The sequence below is a fragment of the Pseudomonas sp. GW821-FHT07F01 genome (genome assembly GCF_059418825.1).
Genome location: NZ_JBWKQO010000006.1, coordinates 155,533 through 174,114 on the forward strand (window position 1 = coordinate 155,533; position 18,582 = coordinate 174,114).

The following is an 18,582-nucleotide window of genomic DNA, read 5'->3' on the forward strand; positions in this document are numbered from 1 at the left end:
GTTTCTCCAGAGATCTGGTCAAAAGCGTTCTGGGCGGTTAAATCCAGGAGTGCCGGGCAGGCAAGGTGCCGTTCAGGTGATAGGTGCCCACGGCGTGGTACTTCCAGCGCACCGGGTCGTGCAGGGTGTGCACCCGGGCGTTGCGCCAGTGACGGTCGAGGTTGAATTCGGCGAGGGTGGCGCGGCTGCCAGCCAGCTCGAAGAGCTTTTCACTGGCCAGCAGCGAGATCTCGGTGGTCAGCACCTTGGCTTCGGCCACGGCGATGGAGGCGCGGGCCGCGGACTCGGCAGTGATCGGCGCCGCGCTGACCTGGTCCAGCACCTGCCCGGCCTTGCGCAGCAGGGCTTCGGCGGCGTGCAGTTCGATCTGCAGCTTGCCGATGTCGGCGATCACATACAGGTCATCGCTGGCCCGCTCGACGTTGGCATCGATCCACGGGCGTGCTCGTTCACGAACGAAACGGATGGCGTCGGCCACGGCTTCCCGGGCGATGCCGGCGTCAATGGCGGCCTGGATCAGCTGGGATACCGCGCCCTGGATATTCGGTGTTTCGTTGATCCGCCAGTTGTCCAGCACCAGCTCGGCGTCCACCCGCACATCGTTGAGCAGGATGGTGCCGCTGGCGGTGGTGCGCTGGCCGAAGCCCGACCAGTCGTCGACGATGCGCAGCCCCGGGGTGCCACGACGGACGAAGGCCAGCACCTGGCGGCCTTCCTCGTTGAGTGCCTTGACCGCCACCCAGTGAGCGAACAGGGCGCCGGTGGAGTAGAACTTCTGGCCATTGATCACGTGGCCGTCGGCGTCGGCGGTGATCCGTGCCTTGAGTTCCAGGGTGTTCTTGGTGCCGCGTTCCGGGCCGGCGTTGCCGATGCGCCAGCCTTCCAGGACGCTCTGCAGCAGCTGTTTCTTCTGCCGCTCGGTGCCGCAGCCGAGAATCAGGCCGAGGATGCCGAACTGGTTCTGCGGGATCTGCCCCAGGGCCGGGTCGGCCGCGGAAATGATGGCGAAGACTTCGGCCAGGGTGACGAAGGAAACCTGTGGCCCGCCGTAGGCGCGGGGCACGGAAATACTGCCCAGGCCGCTGCGGGTGAATTGTTCGATCTGCGCCCAGGGCAGCTTGCGCTGGCGGTCGCGCTGGGCGGCCTGCTGGCGGGCCGCGTCGGCCAATTCATGGGCAGCCTGAAGGGCTTCGGCGTCGTTGCGCAGAACCCGAGCGGGCAGCAAAAGGGGAGCGATATCCAGGTCACTCTGGACCTGGGCTTCGATCAGACTGGACATCAGTGCCACTCCTTGGCTGCACGCAATGCCCTGGCGATCTGCACTGGGGTGATTGTGTTCCGGACCATACCTACCTCACATCTTTTGGATAGGCCGCGTCATGCGGCGAAATCAGAATCAAGAATGTCCGGTGGTCCGGTGCATATACCCTATGCGCGTATAAAAATTAAATAAACTAACTTTTAGGAATATGAATAGAAGGGTTGAATCGAAGCCCGCAGGCGTTATGGATCAAGGCCTTAGCGTGCTTCTACGGCTGTGGTTCTAGCGACGAATGTCCCCCAAAACCACCCCGTACCTGTACGTAGGAGCTGGCTTGCCAGCGAAGGCGTCCGCGAGGGCGATGCAAGGCTCGAGGGCCTTTTCGCCGGCAAGCCGGCTCCTACGGGGGAGGGGGCGTGATCTGCTGTAGGAGCTGGCTTGCCAGCGAAGGCGTCCGCGAGGGTGGTGCAAGGCTCGAGGGCCTCTTCGCCGGCAAGCCGGCTCCTACAAGGGGGCGTGGCTTGCGCCGAGGAACTTGCTGAGAAACTGTCGGGTGCGTTCGTGCTGGGGGTTGGCGAACAGCGCCTTGGCTTCGCCCTGTTCGACGATCACCCCCTTGTCGAAGAAGATCACCCGGTTGGCCACGTCCCGGGCAAAGCCCATCTCGTGGGTGACGATGACCATGGTGCGTTTCTCTTCGGCCAGGCTGCGGATGGTGGCCAGTACTTCGCCCACCAGCTCCGGGTCCAGGGCCGAGGTGGGTTCGTCGAACAGGATCACCCGGGGTTCCATGGCCAGGGCCCGGGCAATCGCTACCCGCTGTTGCTGGCCGCCGGACAGGCGCCTGGGGTAGGCATCTTCCTTACCTGCCAGCCCGACCTTGGCCAGCAGCGCGCGACCCAGGGCGACGGCTTGCTCCCGCGGGGTCTTCTTCACCACCAGCGGGCCTTCGATGACGTTCTCCAGGGCGGTGCGGTGGGGGAACAGGTTGAAGTTCTGGAACACGAAGCCCACTTGCTGGCGCAACTGGCGGATCCGGCCCTGCTGATGGCTCAGGGGGATGCTGCTGTCGATGCTGATGTCACCGATGCGGATGCGGCCGCTGGTGGGTTCTTCGAGAAAATTCAGGCAGCGCAGGAAGGTGGTCTTGCCCGAGCCGCTGGGGCCGATGATGGCGACCACTTCGCCTTCCTTGACCTCCAGGTCGATGCCATTGAGCACCGTCTGGCCCTTGAACTGCTTGGTCAGTTTTTCCACCACGATCATGGCTTCAGGACTCCTGGTCGTGCCGATTGACCCGCTCTTCAAGCCGGTTCTGCAGGTGCGCGAGCACGCTGGCGAGAATCCAGTAGATCAGGGCGGCGGCAAGATACATGGTGAAGATTTCGAAGGTGCGGGCGGTGATCAGCTGCGCCTGGCGGAACAGTTCAGGCACCTGGATGGTGGCGGCCAGGGCCGTGTCCTTGACCAGGGAAATGAAGCTGTTGCCCAGCGGCGGCAGGGCCGTGCGCATGGCTTGGGGCAGGATCGCCCGGCGCAGGGTTTGCGCGCGGGTCATGCCGATGCTGGCGGCGGCTTCCCATTGGCCACGTTCGATGGAGCCGATGGCAGCCCTGAGGATTTCACAGGCATAGGCCGCCATGTTCAGGGAGAAACCGATCAGCGCGGCGGGCAGCGGGTCCAGTTCCAGCCCCAGTTGCGGCAGGCCGTAATAGATCACGAAGAGCTGCACCAAGAGCGGCGTGCCGCGAAAGAACGACACGTAGATGCGGGCGATCCAGCTCACCAGGGCCAGGCGCGACAGGCGCATCAAGGCCAGGCCAAAGCCCAGCAGCAGTCCGAAGAACATGCCGCCGAGGCTGAGGATGACCGTGTAGTACGCGCCTTTGAGAAGAAATGGCGCTGATTCCAGCGCCAGTTGCAGGCCTGCTTCCATTATTGGGTGACGTCAGCGTTGAAGTATTTTTCCGAGAGTTTTTTCAACGTGCCATCGGCCCGCAGTTCCTCGATGGCCTTGTTCACCGCCGCCAGCAGCTCAGGTTCGCCCTTGCGCAGGGCCACGCCGGCTTCCTGGCGGGAGAAGGGCTCGCCGGATACCACCAGGGTGTCCTTGGTTTTCTTGATCAGCTCGAAGGCCGCCAGGCGGTCCACCAGGATGGCTTCGATACGGCCTACGCGCAGGTCCTGGTACTTGGTCGGATCGTCGTCGTAGGTCTTGATGATGGCGGTGGGCACGTTGTCCTTGAGCCACTGCTCGTAGTTGGTGCCCAGGCCCACGCCGACCTTGTGCCCACCCAGGTCGGCGGCGGTCTTGAACTTGCCTTCGTCCTTCTTCTGGGTCAGGGCCTGGATGCCGGAGACGGTATAGGGGATGGAGAAATCGTACTTTTTCTTGCGCTCTTCAGAGATGGTCACCTGGTTCACCACGGCGTCCAGGCGCTTGGACTCCAGGGCGGCGAGAATGCCGTCCCACTTGGTCGGCTGCAGCTTGACCTTGACCCCGAGCTTGTTCGCCAGGGCTTCGGAGAATTCCACCTCGAAGCCGGTCAGCTTGCCGTTTTCGTCCACATAGCTGAACGGTGGGTAGGTGCCTTCCAGGCCGACGTTGATGACTCCGGCATCCTTGATTTTCTGCAGTTGCTCGCCGGCAACCGCTTGCCCCATCAGCCCGGCACCCAAGGCCAGGCCCAGTGTGCCAATCAGCAGATTGCGACGCAGTACGGAAAAATTCATGACAAGCCCCTGTGTGTTTTCTTATGCACGATGCGGGTGGAGTTGCAGGTCAATCGGTGAGGCGCGAACTGTGCTTTATCCTGCCTTAAATGCGCGTGGCGCGTCTCGTGGCAATTGGGCCTGCGGCGCGACTATAAGACGGCATTTATAGGTTTAAAAATAATATAAATTTACTTTGTTATTCCTTTTTGTTTGGCTCTCCTCGCACCATCCTTCCGTAGGAGCTGGCTTGCCAGCGAAGACGGCATCGAGGGCGATGCAAGGCTCGCGCTGCTACGAGAAGGCGCCGGCGTAGGCGAACAGGGCCGGGGCGCCGCCGGTGTGCAGGAAAATCAGCGGGCCATCGTCGAAGCGCTGGCGACCGACCCCGTCCAGCAGGCCGGCCATGGCCTTGCCGGTGTACACCGGGTCCAGCAACAGGCCTTCCTGGCTGGCCAGCAGCTTGACCGCCGCCAGCGTCCCGGCATTGGGTTCGCCGTAACGGGGGGCGAAGTACTCGTCCCACAACTGCACGTTGAAAGCGTCGGGCAGCTTCACTCCCAGCAACTCGGCGGTGCGCTCGGCCAGGCCCTGGACCTTGGGCCGCTGGTCTTCTTCGCTGCGTGACACGGTAACGCCGATCACCGGCAGTTGCGGCAGCACTTCGCTCAAGGCTAGGGCCAGGCCGCTGTGGGTGCCGGCGCTGCCGGAGGCCAGGACCACGGCGGCAAATTCCAGGCCGCTGTCTTCGATCTGCTGCGCCAGCTCCAGGCCGGCGCGCACGTAGCCCAGGGCCCCCAGGGCGTTGGAGCCGCCGATGGGCACCAGGTAGGGTTTCTTGCCGTTGCTGCGCAGGCGCGCGGCCAGGGCGTGCAGTTGCTCGTCGGCCTGGTCGAGGTTTTCCACCAGCTCCACCTTGGCGTCGAACAGGTCCAGCAGCAGGCGGTTGCCATTGCCCAGGTAGTTGGGGTCTTGGGTGCCGGTGGGGTTTTCCAGCAGGGCCACGCAGCCCAGCCCCAACTTGGCAGCCAGGGCTGCGGTCTGGCGCACATGGTTGGACTGGATGGCACCGGCGGTGATCAGGGTGTCGGCGCCCTGGGCCAGGGCATCGGCGGCCAGGTATTCGAGCTTGCGCAGCTTGTTGCCGCCCATGGCCAGGGGTGTGCTGTCGTCACGCTTGACGTAGACATCGCGACCGATCCAGGCCGACAGGCGTTCGAGTTTTTCCAGGGCGGTGGTAGACCTGAGCAGGTCGAGACGGTTAAAGCGGGCGAGCTGTTGTTTGATCATGGGGCCGCACGGAACAGGGAAGGTGCAAGGACTATAGGCAGCCCTTTTTGCCCGGGCAACCGCCAATCGCTTATGCGAAAAAGTGCTTGAAGCCAGACAATTAGTTCTTAAGCGCCGCCGTCGCCGGGCGTAAAGTGATCGCCGTTTGCGCGGCCCGATTGTCCGGCCGCCCGAGTAAGGAGTCTTATCGTGAGCGAGCGTTCCAGCCATTGGCAATTGCAGACCATCGTTGGCCAACTGCGTGATGCCCGTGACCAGTGGCGTACCCGCAACGGTCGCGTCAGCGGCGAGCAGGGCGGGCGTGAGCTGCCGTCGCGGGCGGCCATGGCGGAAATCCTCGAGGCCCTGTGCGGTGCCCTGTTTCCCATGCGCCTGGGGCCGGTGGACCTGCGCGAAGAGAGCGAGGATTTCTACGTGGGCCATACCCTGGACGCGGCGCTCAACGCCTTGCTGGCCCAGGCGCGCCTGGAGCTGCGCTATGTGGCCCGGCAGAGCGGCGAGGCCGATGCCGAAGTCAACGCCCGGGCGATTCGCCTGATCCAGGATTTCGCCCTGGCCCTGCCGGGCCTGCGGGTGTTGCTGGACACCGACGTGCTGGCCGCCTATCACGGTGACCCTGCGGCCCGCAGCGTGGATGAGGTGCTGCTGTGCTACCCCGGCATCCTGGCGGTGATTCACCACCGCCTGGCGCACCATCTGTATCGCGCCGGCCTGCCGCTGCTGGCGCGGATCAGCTCGGAAATCGCCCACTCGGCCACCGGCATCGACATCCACCCGGGTGCGCAGATCGGCCGCAGCTTCTTCATCGACCACGGTACCGGCGTGGTGATCGGCGAGACCGCGATCATCGGCGAGCGGGTGCGCATCTATCAGGCGGTGACCCTGGGCGCCAAGCGCTTCCCGGCGGACGAGGACGGCCAGTTGCAGAAGGGCCACCCGCGCCACCCGATCGTCGAGGACGACGTGGTGATCTACGCCGGCGCGACCATCCTGGGGCGCATCACCATCGGCAAGGGCTCGACCATTGGCGGCAACGTCTGGCTGACCCGCAGCGTGCCGGCCGGCTGCAACCTGACCCAGGCCAACCTGCAGCACGACGACGGCTCGCAGAAGTAGGCGCTGGCTTGTGTAGGCGCTGGCTTGCCAGCGAAGGCGTCTCTGAGAGCGATGCAGGACTTGCCGGCCTATTCGCCGGCAAGCCGGCTCCTACGGAAGAAGGTGTACGCCCGCCTGTTGTAGGAGCTGGCTTGCCAGCGAAGGCGTCCCTGAGGGCGATGCAGGGCTTGCGGGCCTATTCGCCGGCAAGCCGGCTCCTACGGGAGAGAGGCCGGCCCGGGAAGGGGCTTTTTCTGCTGAACGATTGCGTTCGACACACGTCATACCCTTCCCTGAGCTAGCGTACAAAAGGTACCGCTGAGCCCTGCGATTAGTCCTGAGCCCCCTATCCATGTTTAACTTGAACGCTTGTTCAAGTTAAACCGGTGGTTCGCTGCCCGCTCACAACAGGAGGCTTGCCTTTGCTGAGTCCGTCTATTTCAGCCATGTTTCATCCCTTCGAGGTGCACCGTTCATGAGTGCACCATCCACCTCCGCGAATGCTCTGATTCGCATGAACCCTCCGGTGTTCTACTTCGCCGCGAGCTTTATCCTGATCTTCGGCGTGGTGGTCATTTCCATGCCGGAACAGGCCGGCGCCTGGCTGCTGGCGGCGCAAAACTGGGCGGCCAATACGGTCGGCTGGTACTACATGCTGGCGATGACCCTGTACCTGGTCTTCGTGGTGGTCACCGCCTTGTCCGGCTACGGCAAGATCAAGCTCGGTGCCGACCACGACGAACCCGAGTTCAGTTACCTGTCCTGGGCCGGCATGCTGTTCGCCGCCGGGATCAGCATCACGCTGTTCTTCTTCTGCGTTTCCGAGCCCCTGACCCACATGCTGCAACCGCCCCAGGGCGAGGCCGGCACCGCCGAGGCGGCGCGCCAGGGCATGCAGCTGCTGTTCCTGCACTGGGGCCTGCACGGCTGGGGCGTGTTCGCCTTCGTCGGCATGGCCCTGGCGTACTTCGCCTACCGGCACAACCTGCCGCTGGCCCTGCGTTCGGCGCTGTACCCGCTGATCGGCAAGCGCATCAACGGCCCTATCGGCTACGCGGTGGATGGCTTCGGCATCATCGCCACGGTGTTCGGCCTGGGCGCCGACATGGGCTTTGGCGTACTGCACCTGAACTCCGGCCTCGACTACCTGTTCGGCATCGCCCACACCCAGTGGATCCAGGTTGGCCTGATCACCCTGATGATGGGCGCGGCGATCATTGTCGCGGTGTCCGGGGTCGACAAGGGCGTGCGGGTGATGTCCGACATCAACATGCTGCTGGCGGTGGCGCTGCTGCTGTTCGTGCTGTTCGCCGGGCCCACCCAGCACCTGCTCAACACCCTGATCCAGAACCTGGGCGACTACCTGGGCGCCTTGCCCACCAAGAGCTTCGACGTCTACGCCTACAACAAGCCCAGCGACTGGCTGGGCGGCTGGACGGTGTTCTACTGGGCCTGGTGGATTGCATGGTCGCCGTTCGTGGGCCTGTTCATCGCGCGGATTTCCCGGGGCCGGACCATCCGCGAGTTCGTGTTCGGCGTACTGCTGATTCCCCTGGGCTTTACCCTGGCGTGGATGTCGATCTTCGGTAACAGCGCCATCGACCAGGTGCTCAACCACGGTATGAGCGCCCTGGGCATGTCGGCTATCGACAACCCGTCGATGACCCTCTACCTGCTGCTGGAAACCTACCCCTGGAGCAAGACCGTGATTGCGGTCACGGTGTTCATCAGCTTCGTGTTCTTCGTCACCTCGGCGGATTCCGGCACCGTGGTGCTCTCGACCCTGTCGGCCAAGGGCGGCAACGCCGATGAAGACGGGCCGAAATGGCTGCGGGTGTTCTGGGGCGCGATGACGGCGCTGGTTACCAGCGCGCTGTTGTTCGCCGGCAGCATCGACTCGCTGAAGTCGGCGGTGGTGCTGACCTCGCTGCCGTTCTCGCTGATCCTGCTGTTGATGATGTGGGGGCTGCACAAGGCGTTCTACCTGGAATCCCAGCGGCGCATCGCCCAGTTGCATTCCCTGGCGCCGGTTGCGCCTTCGCGGCGGGGCAAGGGCGGCTGGCGCCAGCGCCTGAGCCAGGCGGTGCATTTCCCGTCACGGGATGAGGTGTATCGCTTCCTCGACCAGACAGTGCGCCCGGCCATCGAAGAGGTGACCGCGGTGTTCGTCGAGAAGGGCTTGAACGTGGTGACCCAGCCCGACCCGGCCAACGACAGCGTGAGCCTGGAAATCGGTCATGGCGACCAGCACCCGTTCATCTACCAGGTGCAGATGCGCGGTTACTTCACCCCGTCCTTCGCCCGTGGCGGCATGGGGCCCAAGGAGCTGCGCAATCGCCGTTACTACCGGGCCGAGGTGCATCTGGCCGAGGGCAGTCAGGATTACGACCTGATGGGCTACACCAAGGAACAGATCATCAACGACATCCTCGACCAGTACGAACGCCATATGCAGTTCCTGCATCTGGTGCGCTGAGCCGTTCGCTCAGGCCTTGGTGAGCAACAGGTAGAACACCAGGGCCAGCACCGGCACGGCAAACACCAGGCTGCCGACCGCCAGCTCCGAACGCAGGGGCTGGTGGGCGGTGACCATGCCCACCGCACCGTTGATGACCGTCAACGCCAGCCACAGCCCCGAGAAGCCATAGCCCAGGGTCTGGCGGCTGAAACCCAGCCGCTCGCCGATAAACAGCACCAGTGCCAGCAGGATCAGGCCAAAGGTGATGATGATGGTGGTGTGCATGATGGGTACTCCCCGGGAGCCGGTGTGCCGGCGCATATATCGAGCATAGGCGTCAAACCAGCCCGCCATTGGCCCGCAGGATCTGCCCGTTGACCCAGGCCGCCGCCGGGCTCGCCAGGAAGCTGATGATGCTGGCGATATCCTCCGGCTGCCCCAGGCGTTCCAGGGGCGGCATCCTGGCGAAGCTGGCCACCTGCTCGGCAGTCTTGTCCTTGAGGAACAGTTCGGTGGCCACCGGCCCCGGCGCCACGGCATTGACCGTGATCTGGCGCCCGCGCAGCTCCTTGGCAAACACCTGGGTCAGGGATTCCACCGCCGCCTTGCTGGCGATGTACACCGCGTAGCCCGGCAGGTTGAGGCCGACGGTGCTGCTGGAGAAATTGACGATACGGCCGCCGTCATTCAGGCGCCCGGCGGCTTCGCGCAGGGTGTTGAAGGTACCGCGAGTGTTGATGGCGAAGGTCTGCTCGTAGAGCTCGTCGCTGTGCTCGGCCAGGGGCAGCGCCTTGAGGATGCCGGCGTTGTTGATCAGCACATCGACCTTGCCCAGTTGGGTCTCGGTCTCTTCGAACAGCCGGCGCACATCGCTGGCGCTGACCACGTCGGCCTTGACCGCTATGGCCCGGTGCCCGGCCTGGCGCAGTTCCACCACCAGCCGGGAAGCTTCCTCGCTGCTGCTGGCGTAGTTGATCGCCACGGCGTAACCCTCCTTGGCCAACTGGCGGGCGATCACTGCGCCTATGCCTCGGGAGGCTCCGGTGACAATGGCGACTTTTGCGGCTTGAGCGGTCATGGGGTCAGTCCTTCACGGAGGTTGAACGGCTTGTCTGGGCAACAGGTTCACGGATTTACCGTGCTGGATAAATGCGCCAGAGTTGCCTTGACTGTTCAATATTCGCCAACAATCGAGCTTCTGGAGCCACCTGTGGACCAAGTCAAAGGGATGAAAGTGTTCGTAAGGATCTACGAGCGCAGCAGCTTCACTCTAGCCGCCGATGACCTGAACCTGCCCCGGGCGACCCTGACCCACACCCTCAACCAGTTCGAGGCCTGGCTCGGCACCCGGCTGCTGGAGCGCAGCACCCGCCGGGTACGCCCGACTCTGGATGGCCAGGCCTATTACCCCCGTTGCGTGCAACTGCTGGCGGAGCTGGAAGAGGCTGAACTGGCGTTTCGCACTGTTGAGCCCCATGGGCGCTTGCGGGTGGACATGCACGGCACCCTGGCCAAGCACTTCGTGATCCCGCGGCTGGGGGAGTTCATGCAACGTTATCCACAGATCGAACTGGCCATCAGCGAGGCCGACCACTTTGTCGACCTGGTCGCCGAGGGCGTGGACTGCGTGCTGCGTGCCGGCAACCTGGAAGGCTCCTCGCTGATTGCCCGGCGGGTGGCGAACCTACAGCAGGTGACCTGCGCCAGCCCCGCCTACCTGGCGCGATACGGCGAACCGCAGAGCCTGGACGAACTCGGCGCGCATCGGGCGGTGAACTACGTTTCGCGTACCGCCACCCGCTCGTTCCCCTTCGAGTTCCTGGTCGAGGGGCAGGTGCGCGAAGTGGCCATCGATGGCGCCTTGTCGGTGTTCGGTGCGCAGATCTACGGCGCCTCGGCCCTGGCGGGGCTGGGGATCATCCAGTGTCCGCGTTATCACGTGGCGCGGCAGATCGAGCAGGGATCGATGCGCGAGATTCTCTGTCACACGCCGCCCCCGGCAATGCCGGTGTCGGTGGTCTACCCCCACAGTCGGCACATGTCGCCGCGGGTGCGGGTATTTGTCGACTGGCTGGCGCAGGTGTTTACCGAGGCGCATTGACACCCCCCGATGGCACGCCATGCGCAGGAGCTATGGGCCGCCAGCGAAGGCGGCCGCGAGAGCGATGCCGGACCTGATGGCCTGTTCCCCGGCAAGCCGGCTCCTGCAGGGTGGAGCTATGGGGCGCTGCGCGAGCTCTCTGCCTGAGGGGCGGTGGGCTCAACTGCTTTCGCGCTCGATCAGCCGGCATTGCAGCAGGTTCAGGCGTTGCACCGTGCCTGCCACTGGCAGCACTCCCAGGCTCTCCAGCACCCGGGTCGCGGCCAGTACGCCGATCTGAAGCGCCGGTGGCTGGATGGTGCTCAGGCTGGGCAGCAGCATCTGCGCAAAGGGATAGTCGCCAAAGCCCAGCACCGCACATTCCTCGGGGATCTTCAGCCCGGCTCGTTGCCCCGCCAGCAGGCCGCCGGCCGCCAGGTTGTCGTTGGCGAAGATGATCGCGTCGGGGCGTTCCGGGCTGCCCATCAGCGCTTCCATGGCCTGTTTGCCGGCCTCGAAGGGCGCGCGGTCGGCATCCGGGGCAAACACCCGGGGCGCCAGCCCCAACTCGGCCAGCGTTGCCAGATAGCCGTCGCGCCGCTCCAGGGCACTGAAGTCTCCGGGGGCGCTGTTCTGCACGAAGGCGATGCGCCGGTAGCCTTTGGCGTGCAGGTGGCGAGCGGCCGTGACCCCTACCTGAAAGTGCGAAAAGCCGATCTGCAGCGGTTGGCGCTGGGGCTGGTAGTCCCAGGTTTCGATCACCGGGATCTCGGTGTCGGCGAGCATCTTTTCCGTGCCCGGGCTATGGAAGTGGCTGGTCAGTACCAGGGCTGCCGGCGACCAGCCGAGAAAGGCCCTTACCGCGCTCTCCTCCTGCCTTGCGTCGAAGTAGCTGGAAGCCAGCAGCAGTTGGTAGCCATGGCGGCTGAGGGTGTCGCTGAAGCCCTGGATGGTCTGGGCGAAAATCGGCCCGGAAATGTTCGGGATGACCATGGCGACAATCCTCCCGCGGGCCGAGGCCAGCCCGCCGGCCACCAGGTTCGGTACATAGCCGAGTTCGGCGACCACCGCGGCGATGCGTTCACGGCGCTCGGGGGAAACACTGTCGGGCTGGTTGAAATAGCGCGAAACGGTGATCGCCGACACCCCGGCCTGGCGCGCCACGGTGTTCAGGGTTACGCGGCCGGCGCCGCGGCGCTTGCGGCCAGGCGCTTGGTCAGAGCTCATGAGCGCATTCCTTTGGCTGAACAAAAAGGCATATAAAAGTAATTTTTCAGTATTGGACGCTCTATCAGGAGCCTGTCGATACTGGTGATGTTAGCGCTAACAAAGCGCCATGTCTGCTACTCGCTCGAGCGAATGCCCAAGACAGTTTTCAGGCGCTGCCGGCACAGATCGGCAGCGGTTCGGGGCATTTTTCAGCAGGTGCAGCATGCAGAACTTTCTTGGGGAACAGCACAGTCTCACGCAGTCGATCCGTGGTGCCACGCCATTGCGACCCCATCTGGGCTGGTTGCTGGCGGGGCTGGCCGCCTTGCCGCTGCCGGCGGCTTATGCCGCTGACAGCGGCGCCAGCGCGCAGGATCAGGAACCGACCCTGAAGTCGGTGACCGTCACCGCCACCCGCCGCGAGGAATCGCTGCAGAAAGTCCCGGTGGCGGTCTCGGTGGTGGAGGGCGAGCAACTGGAGCGGGATAACCGCAACGGCGTTGCAAGCATCGTGCAGCAGGTGCCATCGCTGAACTTCCGCACGGGTGCCTCGAACAAGGACACCTCGCTGTTCATCCGTGGCGTGGGCACCATTTCCACCTCACCGGGGGTGGAGCCCACGGTGGCGACGGTGATCGACGGCGTGGTCTACGGCCGCCCCGGCCAGGCCACCCTGGACCTGCTGGATCTGGAACGGATCGAAGTCCTGCGCGGGCCCCAGGGCACCCTGTTCGGCAAGAACGCCTCGGCCGGGGTGCTGAATGTCATCACCAAGGCGCCTACCGCCGAGACTCATGGCTACATCGACCAGGCCTACTACAGCGGCAATGAAAGCCGCACCCGTTTCGGCATTGGCGGCAGCCTGATTCCCGACACCCTCAAGGGCTCGCTCACCACCTTGTTCGGCAGTTACGACGGCAATGTGGATAACCGCCACAACGGCCAGGAGGTCAACGGCTACAACCGCAAGGGCGTGCGCGGCAAGCTGGAGTTCACCCCCAGCGAGGACCTCAAGTTCACCTTCGCGGCGGACTATATGCAATCCCATGATGACGCCCCCAACGGGGTGGTGAGCAAGGCCCTGACACCTGCCTTTGCCAATGCCCTGAACCCCGTGCGCGCCAGCAGCGACAACCGGGACATCAACACCGACACCCGTACCCATGTGGACGATATCAACAAGGGCCTTTCCGGCCAGCTGGACTGGAGCCTGGGCGACTACACCCTGACCTCGATCACCGCCTGGCGCGGCTGGAACAATACCCAGTACCAGGACGGCGACCGTCTTGGCACGGTCACTGCGGCTTTCCCCGGGACCGCCGACAAGGGTGACCTGGACTACAACCAGTACTCGCAGGAGCTGCGCCTGGCATCGCCCAAGGGGCGGTTCCTGGAGTACGTCGGTGGTCTGTTCTACATGCACGGCAAGGATGAAGAAACCTACCAGCGCACCCTGACCACGACCACCGGCGCCAACCGGGGCATTGCCGACTACAGCACCACCAACGACAGCTACGCGGTATTTGGCGAGAGCACCCTGAATTTCACCGAGGACTTTCGTGGCATCGCCGGCCTGCGCTGGACCCACGATGACCTGAAGTACGATCACCGCCGGGTCTCGACTTCGGCGACCACGGTCAGCGGTATCCAGCCGGGCACCCAGAGTTCCGGCTCGGTGGACGAGGATGGCTGGTCCGGGCGCCTGGGCCTGCAATATGACCTCAGCGCCACGGTCACCAGCTACCTGACCTATTCCCGGGGCTACAAGGGCCCGGCCTACAACGTGTTCTTCAACATGCAGCCGCGGGACACCCAAGCACTGAAACCCGAAACCTCCAACACCTGGGAGGTGGGGATCAAGGCCAGCAGCTGGAACAACCGGCTGACCACCAACCTCGCGGTGTTCCACAGCGAATACGACAACTACCAGGCCAACTTCTTCGACACCGTGGCCGGGCAGGTAGTGACCCGCCTGATCAATGCCGGGAGCGTCAGCAGCGAGGGCGTGGAACTGGATTACGCCCTGCAGGCCACCCAGCAACTGAAGTTCTCCGGGGCCCTGGCCTACACCCGGGCGCGCATCGACGAATTCGCCTGCCCGGCGGGCGCGGCGGCTTCGTGCAATGTCAACGGCAAGCCGTTGCCCTTCAGCCCGGACTGGAAAAGCTACGTGCGCGCCGACTACAGCATTCCCCTGGATAACGGCCTGGATATCGAGTTGGGCACTGACTACAGCTGGCAAAGCGAAGTGCAGTACGACATCAGCCAGAACCTCGACACCCGGCAGGGCGCCTACGGCATCTGGAACGCCAGCATTGCCCTGGCCGACTACAACGATGGCTGGCGCGTGGCATTGCTGGGCAAGAACCTTGCCGACAAGTCCTATTCGCCCTTGCTGGCCAGTGGCGGCAACTACATCTACCGCGCCGTGCCCCGGGATGACGAACGTTATTTCGGCGTGCAGTTGCGCAAGGATTTCTGATGCCCTGCCGTTGTAGGAGCCGGCTTGCCGGCGAATGGGTCGGCGAGCTGGGAGCAGGTCTTGAGGGCGCTTTCGCTGGCAAGCCCGCTCCTACAGCGGGCTTTGGCGGTGCCCTTTTTGCAGCATGAAACAAGGAGTGATCCATGTCCCGTTCCACTCGCCAGCTCAAGCTCGGCGCCTTTCTCATGGCCACCGGTCACCACGTTGCCGCCTGGCGTCATCCGGATGTTCCGGCCCAGGCAGGGCTGGATTTTGCCGTCTATAAAGAACTGGCGCAGATCGCCGAAGCCGCGCGCTTCGATGCACTGTTCGTCGCCGACAGCCTGGCAGCCCCTACCGGCCCCATCGCCAGCCGCATGGCCCGCTCCGATTACTTCGAACCCTTGACGTTACTGGCGGCCCTGGCGGCCGTGACCGAGCGGATAGGGCTAATTGCCACTAGCACTACGAGCTATAACGTACCGTACCACGTAGCACGTAAACTCGCGTCGCTTGACCATCTTTCAGGTGGTCGGGCGGGGTGGAACCTGGTGACTTCCGACAATGCCGCCGAAGCGCGGAATTTCGGTCGGGAGGAACATTTTGGGCACACGGAACGTTATCGCAGGGCCCGGGAGTTCCATCGGGTGGTCACCGGGCTCTGGGACAGCTGGGAGGACGACGCCTTTGTCCGCGACAAGGTCAGTGGCGAGTATTTCGACCCAGACAAGCAGCATTTACTGGACCATCGCGGTGAATTCTTCCAGGTCAAAGGACCATTGAATGTGGCGCGCCCACCCCAGGGATACCCGGTGATCGTCCAGGCCGGTTCTTCCGAGAGCGGTCGTGAGCTGGCGGCCCAGACCGCCGAAGTGGTATTCACTGCCCAGCCTTCCATGGCCGCCGCGCAGGCCTTCTATGCCGACCTGAAAGGGCGCCTGAAGCAGTACGATCGTAGTACGCAATCCCTGAAAATCATGCCTGGGGTATTCGTGGTGGTGGGGGACAGCGAAAGTCAGGCCCGGGAAAAGTTCGAAGCCTTCCAGGACCTGGTGGAGCCCGAGGTGGGCGTGGCCCTGTTGGGGAGGATGCTGGGCAACTTCGACTTGTCCGGCTACCCGCTGGATGCACCGTTGCCGGCGCTGCCACTGACCGAGAGCGGCCAGCAGAGCCGCCAGCAATTGCTCACCGAGCTGGCCGGCAAGGACAACCTGACCCTGGCCCAGCTGGGGCGCAGGATTGCCGGTGGCCGTGGGCACTACAGCCTGATCGGTACGCCCGGGCAGATAGCCGACGAACTGCAAGCCTGGTTCGAGGAGGGCGCGGCCGATGGTTTCAATGTGCTGGTGCCGCATCTCCCTGGCGGGCTACGGGACTTTGCCGGCGGGGTGATTCCGGAACTGCAGCGGCGCGGGCTGTTCAGAACTGAATACGAGGGCCGAACCCTGCGGGAAAACCTGGGGTTGGCGCGACCGAAAAATCAGTTTGTGTGACAACGCGGCTGGCGCAGGGGCCGGCTTGCCAGCGAAAGCGCTCGTGGTGGCCAAGGCTTGCGGGCCTTTGGCCGGCAAGCCGGCTCCTACCGTGGGGCGCTTTGATCGACGTTAGTCGTTTTGGAAAGACCTGACTCAGAGAGGATTCGATGACTTACATAGCTGCTGAAAACCGCTACGACTCCATCCCCTATCGCCGTGTCGGCCGCAGTGGCCTGGTACTGCCGGCGCTGTCCCTGGGGCTGTGGCACAACTTTGGCGACAGCACGCCGATCGACACCCAGCGTGCCCTGCTGCGCACCGCCTTCGACCTGGGGATCAACCACTTCGACCTGGCCAACAACTACGGCCCGCCCTACGGCAGCGCCGAAATCAACTTCGGCCGCCTGCTGCGTGAAGACTTCAAGGCCTATCGCGATGAATTGATCATCTCCAGCAAGGCCGGTTGGGACATGTGGCCCGGGCCTTACGGCCAGGGCGGCGGTTCGCGCAAGTACGTACTGGCCAGCCTCGACCAGAGCCTGCAGCGCCTGGGCCTGGACTATGTGGATATCTTCTATTCCCACCGCTTCGACCCGGATACGCCGCTGGAGGAAACCGCCAGCGCCCTGGCCACCGCCGTGCAGCAGGGCAAGGCGCTGTATATCGGTATTTCTTCCTATTCGGGGGCCAAGACCCGGGAAATCGCCGCGTTGCTCAAGGAGTGGAAGGTGCCGCTGCTGATCCATCAACCGGCCTACAACATGCTCAACCGCTGGGTCGAGAAGGACCTGCTGGACACCACCGAGGAGCTCGGCGCCGGGGTCATCGCCTTTACGCCGCTGGCCCAGGGCCTGCTTACCGACAAGTACCTCAATGGCATTCCCGAGGATGCGCGGGTCAATCGTCCGGGGGGCGGCTCGTTGCAGGCTTCGCACTTGTCGGAGGCCAATATCGCCCATGTCCGCGCGCTCAACGAGATCGCCAAGAACCGCGGCCAGAGCCTGGCGCAACTGGCCCTGGCCTGGACCCTGCGCGACCCGCGGGTGACCTCGGCGCTGATCGGTGCCAGCCGGCCGGAGCAGATCATCGAGAACGTCGGGGCGTTGCAGAACTTGAGCTTCAGTGTCGAGGAACTGGCGGAAATCGATCATTTCGCCAAAGAAGGGCGCATCAACCTGTGGGAAAAACCTTCGACGGCAGAGTGAGGTAAGTCTGCCCCTGCACCGATAAAACAGCCCCCGGCAGAGCGATCTGCCGGGGGCTGTTGGCTTTGCCGCCTGGAGCGGGGCGGCAGGCGTCGTTACCTGGTCGTGCTGCTGACTTTCAAGGAGGACGGATTGCCGGCCACGGTACGGTCCTGGGGATCATCGAGGTCGACCTTGGCGGTCACCGACAGGCCCGGCCGCAGGCGTTCGAGGCCGGACTGGTTGGCGTCGAAGCGAATGCGCACCGGCACCCGCTGGACGATCTTGGTGAAGTTGCCGGTGCCCGGTTCGAAGGGCAGCAGGGCAAAGGTCGAGCCTGAACCCGGAGCCAGGCTTTCCACGGTGCCGGTGATGCTGACGCCCGGCAGGGCATCGATCTTGATCTGCGTCGATTGCCCCGGGTACATGTGCTGGGTCTGGGTCTCCTTGAAGTTGGCCAGTACATAGAGGTCATGCAGCGGCACCAGGGTCAGCAGGCGCGAACCCGGTTGCACGTAATCGCCGACCTGGATCTGCCGATTGCCGACGGTGCCGTCCATCGGTGCATAGATGGTGGTGTGGCGCAGGTCCTGCTGGGCCAGTTCCAGCCGCGCCTTGGCGGTTACCACCTTGGCCTTGGCCATCTGCAATTGCGCTTGCAGGCGTTGCCGTTGCGCGGTGGTGACCGCAAGGTCGTTCTCCGCCACTTGCAACATGGCCTGGGCATAGGCCAGGCCTTGTTCGGCGGAGATGGCCTGGGTGCTGTATTTCTCCACTTCATTGCGCGCCACGGCGCCGGTGGTGACCAGGGTATCGAAGCGATTGCGCTCCGCACCGGCACGCTTGGATTCGGCCTGGTTGGTGCGGATCGAGGTGCGCGCCGCCTGCACGCGGGCACTGGCCAGGCGCTGCTCGGCGTCCTGGATGGTCAGCGCGGCCTCGGCCAGGGCGACCTGGGCCTGGTTGTCCGCCAGATCGCCTTCGGCCAGGGATACCCGGCTGTCGAACTCTTCGCTGTTGATGCGCACCAGGGGCTGCCCGGCGGTGACGTTCTGGTGATCCTTGACCAGCACCTCTGTCACCAGGCCATGGACCCGCGGCGCGACGGAGGTCGCATCGGCGGCGATGTAGGCATCGTCCGTGGCCTGCGTCGACGGCGCCATCAGCACCCAGCCAACCCCGACTGCTACCAATGTCAGGGCGATAGCGCCGGCGATCAGCGGGCGCTTGGAACGCTTGCGCGGCTTCTCGGACTCTTGGGCGGCTTGCAGGATGGCGTTCTGAGTCTGGGTGCTCTGCTCCATGTTGAAGCTCCATGCTGTTTTGAATTACGATCATAATATTCACATGTCGGTCG

At 64.1% G+C, this 18,582-nt stretch carries 15 protein-coding genes; 6 read left to right on the top strand and 9 right to left on the bottom strand.

Annotated features, from left to right (window positions below; all coding sequences use genetic code 11):
- Positions 1-37: 37 nt before the first annotated feature.
- From AC07R1_RS22555 to AC07R1_RS22575, 5 genes are all read right to left on the bottom strand, one after another.
- Positions 38-1,279 carry an SfnB family sulfur acquisition oxidoreductase gene (locus tag AC07R1_RS22555; RefSeq protein WP_011058625.1) on the bottom strand — a complete coding sequence of 414 codons (1,242 nt, stop codon included), beginning with the start codon at positions 1,277-1,279 and terminating at the stop codon, positions 38-40.
- 486 nt (positions 1,280-1,765) lie between these two features.
- Positions 1,766-2,527 (bottom strand): L-cystine ABC transporter ATP-binding protein TcyN, encoded by a 762-nt coding sequence (gene tcyN / locus AC07R1_RS22560; RefSeq protein ID WP_011058626.1) that lies wholly within the window; start codon positions 2,525-2,527, stop codon positions 1,766-1,768.
- Between the two features lie 4 nt (positions 2,528-2,531).
- Positions 2,532-3,197, bottom strand: coding sequence for a cystine ABC transporter permease (tcyL, locus tag AC07R1_RS22565; protein ID WP_015633746.1), 666 nt, complete (start codon positions 3,195-3,197; stop codon positions 2,532-2,534).
- On the bottom strand, positions 3,197-3,994 hold the full coding sequence (gene tcyJ / locus AC07R1_RS22570; RefSeq protein ID WP_011058628.1) for a cystine ABC transporter substrate-binding protein: 798 nt from the start codon (positions 3,992-3,994) through the stop codon (positions 3,197-3,199). The genes tcyL and tcyJ overlap by 1 nt, the downstream gene beginning before the upstream one ends.
- Before the next feature lie 273 nt (positions 3,995-4,267).
- The gene (locus AC07R1_RS22575) at positions 4,268-5,263 is read right to left on the bottom strand and encodes a D-cysteine desulfhydrase (protein WP_011058629.1); all 996 of its coding nucleotides are present in this window, start codon (positions 5,261-5,263) and stop codon (positions 4,268-4,270) included.
- A gap of 189 nt (positions 5,264-5,452) precedes the next feature.
- Between AC07R1_RS22575 and epsC the strand changes: the two genes are divergently transcribed.
- Both epsC and betT read left to right on the top strand, forming a co-directional pair.
- Entirely contained in the window at positions 5,453-6,379 is a 927-nt protein-coding gene (epsC, locus tag AC07R1_RS22580) for a serine O-acetyltransferase EpsC (protein ID WP_011058630.1), read from the top strand.
- Between the two features lie 493 nt (positions 6,380-6,872).
- Positions 6,873-8,834 carry a choline transporter BetT gene (gene betT, locus AC07R1_RS22585; RefSeq protein WP_161466434.1) on the top strand — a complete coding sequence of 654 codons (1,962 nt, stop codon included), beginning with the start codon at positions 6,873-6,875 and terminating at the stop codon, positions 8,832-8,834.
- Between the two features lie 9 nt (positions 8,835-8,843).
- Here betT and AC07R1_RS22590 read toward each other — a convergent pair whose 3' ends face one another.
- A complete protein-coding gene (locus AC07R1_RS22590) occupies positions 8,844-9,101 on the bottom strand; it encodes a hypothetical protein (RefSeq protein WP_015633747.1) in 258 nt (85 codons plus the stop codon).
- Between the two features lie 52 nt (positions 9,102-9,153).
- Positions 9,154-9,894: an SDR family oxidoreductase gene (locus tag AC07R1_RS22595; protein ID WP_495110955.1), complete on the bottom strand. Its 741-nt coding sequence runs from the start codon at positions 9,892-9,894 to the stop codon at positions 9,154-9,156.
- Positions 9,895-10,026: 132 nt separating this feature from the next.
- On the opposite strand from AC07R1_RS22595, the gene AC07R1_RS22600 reads away from it, so the two are divergent.
- Positions 10,027-10,917 carry a LysR family transcriptional regulator gene (locus tag AC07R1_RS22600; RefSeq protein ID WP_011058633.1) on the top strand — a complete coding sequence of 297 codons (891 nt, stop codon included), beginning with the start codon at positions 10,027-10,029 and terminating at the stop codon, positions 10,915-10,917.
- A 159-nt stretch (positions 10,918-11,076) separates the two neighbouring features.
- On the opposite strand, the gene AC07R1_RS22605 is transcribed toward AC07R1_RS22600, so the two are convergent.
- Complete coding sequence (locus AC07R1_RS22605) at positions 11,077-12,123, bottom strand: LacI family DNA-binding transcriptional regulator (RefSeq protein WP_011058634.1); 1,047 nt, start codon at positions 12,121-12,123, stop codon at positions 11,077-11,079.
- Positions 12,124-12,328: 205 nt separating this feature from the next.
- On the opposite strand from AC07R1_RS22605, the gene AC07R1_RS22610 reads away from it, so the two are divergent.
- The 3 genes from AC07R1_RS22610 (at position 12,329) to mgrA (ending at position 17,246) form a co-directional block, all read left to right on the top strand.
- A complete protein-coding gene (locus tag AC07R1_RS22610) occupies positions 12,329-14,587 on the top strand; it encodes a TonB-dependent receptor (RefSeq protein WP_492618072.1) in 2,259 nt (752 codons plus the stop codon).
- A 143-nt stretch (positions 14,588-14,730) separates the two neighbouring features.
- Positions 14,731-16,059 (top strand): LLM class flavin-dependent oxidoreductase, encoded by a 1,329-nt coding sequence (locus AC07R1_RS22615; protein WP_495110956.1) that lies wholly within the window; start codon positions 14,731-14,733, stop codon positions 16,057-16,059.
- A 149-nt stretch (positions 16,060-16,208) separates the two neighbouring features.
- The gene (gene mgrA, locus AC07R1_RS22620; protein WP_019094917.1) at positions 16,209-17,246 is read left to right on the top strand and encodes an L-glyceraldehyde 3-phosphate reductase; all 1,038 of its coding nucleotides are present in this window, start codon (positions 16,209-16,211) and stop codon (positions 17,244-17,246) included.
- 95 nt (positions 17,247-17,341) lie between these two features.
- On the opposite strand, the gene AC07R1_RS22625 is transcribed toward mgrA, so the two are convergent.
- Positions 17,342-18,529: an HlyD family secretion protein gene (locus tag AC07R1_RS22625; protein ID WP_011058638.1), complete on the bottom strand. Its 1,188-nt coding sequence runs from the start codon at positions 18,527-18,529 to the stop codon at positions 17,342-17,344.
- Positions 18,530-18,582 lie beyond the last annotated feature (53 nt).

Bases quoted from the DNA above. Each gene is read 5' to 3' on its own strand.
- AC07R1_RS22555 (WP_011058625.1), bottom strand. From the start codon at position 1,279: ATGTCCAGTCTGATCGAAGCCCAGGTCCAGAGTGACCTGGATATCGCT.
- tcyN (WP_011058626.1), bottom strand. From the start codon at position 2,527: ATGATCGTGGTGGAAAAACTGACCAAGCAGTTCAAGGGCCAGACGGTG.
- tcyL (WP_015633746.1), bottom strand. From the start codon at position 3,197: ATGGAAGCAGGCCTGCAACTGGCGCTGGAATCAGCGCCATTTCTTCTC.
- tcyJ (WP_011058628.1), bottom strand. From the start codon at position 3,994: ATGAATTTTTCCGTACTGCGTCGCAATCTGCTGATTGGCACACTGGGC.
- AC07R1_RS22575 (WP_011058629.1), bottom strand. From the start codon at position 5,263: ATGATCAAACAACAGCTCGCCCGCTTTAACCGTCTCGACCTGCTCAGG.
- betT (WP_161466434.1), top strand. From the start codon at position 6,873: ATGAACCCTCCGGTGTTCTACTTCGCCGCGAGCTTTATCCTGATCTTC.
- AC07R1_RS22590 (WP_015633747.1), bottom strand. From the start codon at position 9,101: ATGCACACCACCATCATCATCACCTTTGGCCTGATCCTGCTGGCACTG.
- AC07R1_RS22595 (WP_495110955.1), bottom strand. From the start codon at position 9,894: ATGACCGCTCAAGCCGCAAAAGTCGCCATTGTCACCGGAGCCTCCCGA.
- AC07R1_RS22605 (WP_011058634.1), bottom strand. From the start codon at position 12,123: ATGAGCTCTGACCAAGCGCCTGGCCGCAAGCGCCGCGGCGCCGGCCGC.
- AC07R1_RS22610 (WP_492618072.1), top strand. From the start codon at position 12,329: ATGCAGAACTTTCTTGGGGAACAGCACAGTCTCACGCAGTCGATCCGT.
- AC07R1_RS22615 (WP_495110956.1), top strand. From the start codon at position 14,731: ATGTCCCGTTCCACTCGCCAGCTCAAGCTCGGCGCCTTTCTCATGGCC.
- mgrA (WP_019094917.1), top strand. From the start codon at position 16,209: ATGACTTACATAGCTGCTGAAAACCGCTACGACTCCATCCCCTATCGC.
- AC07R1_RS22625 (WP_011058638.1), bottom strand. From the start codon at position 18,529: ATGGAGCAGAGCACCCAGACTCAGAACGCCATCCTGCAAGCCGCCCAA.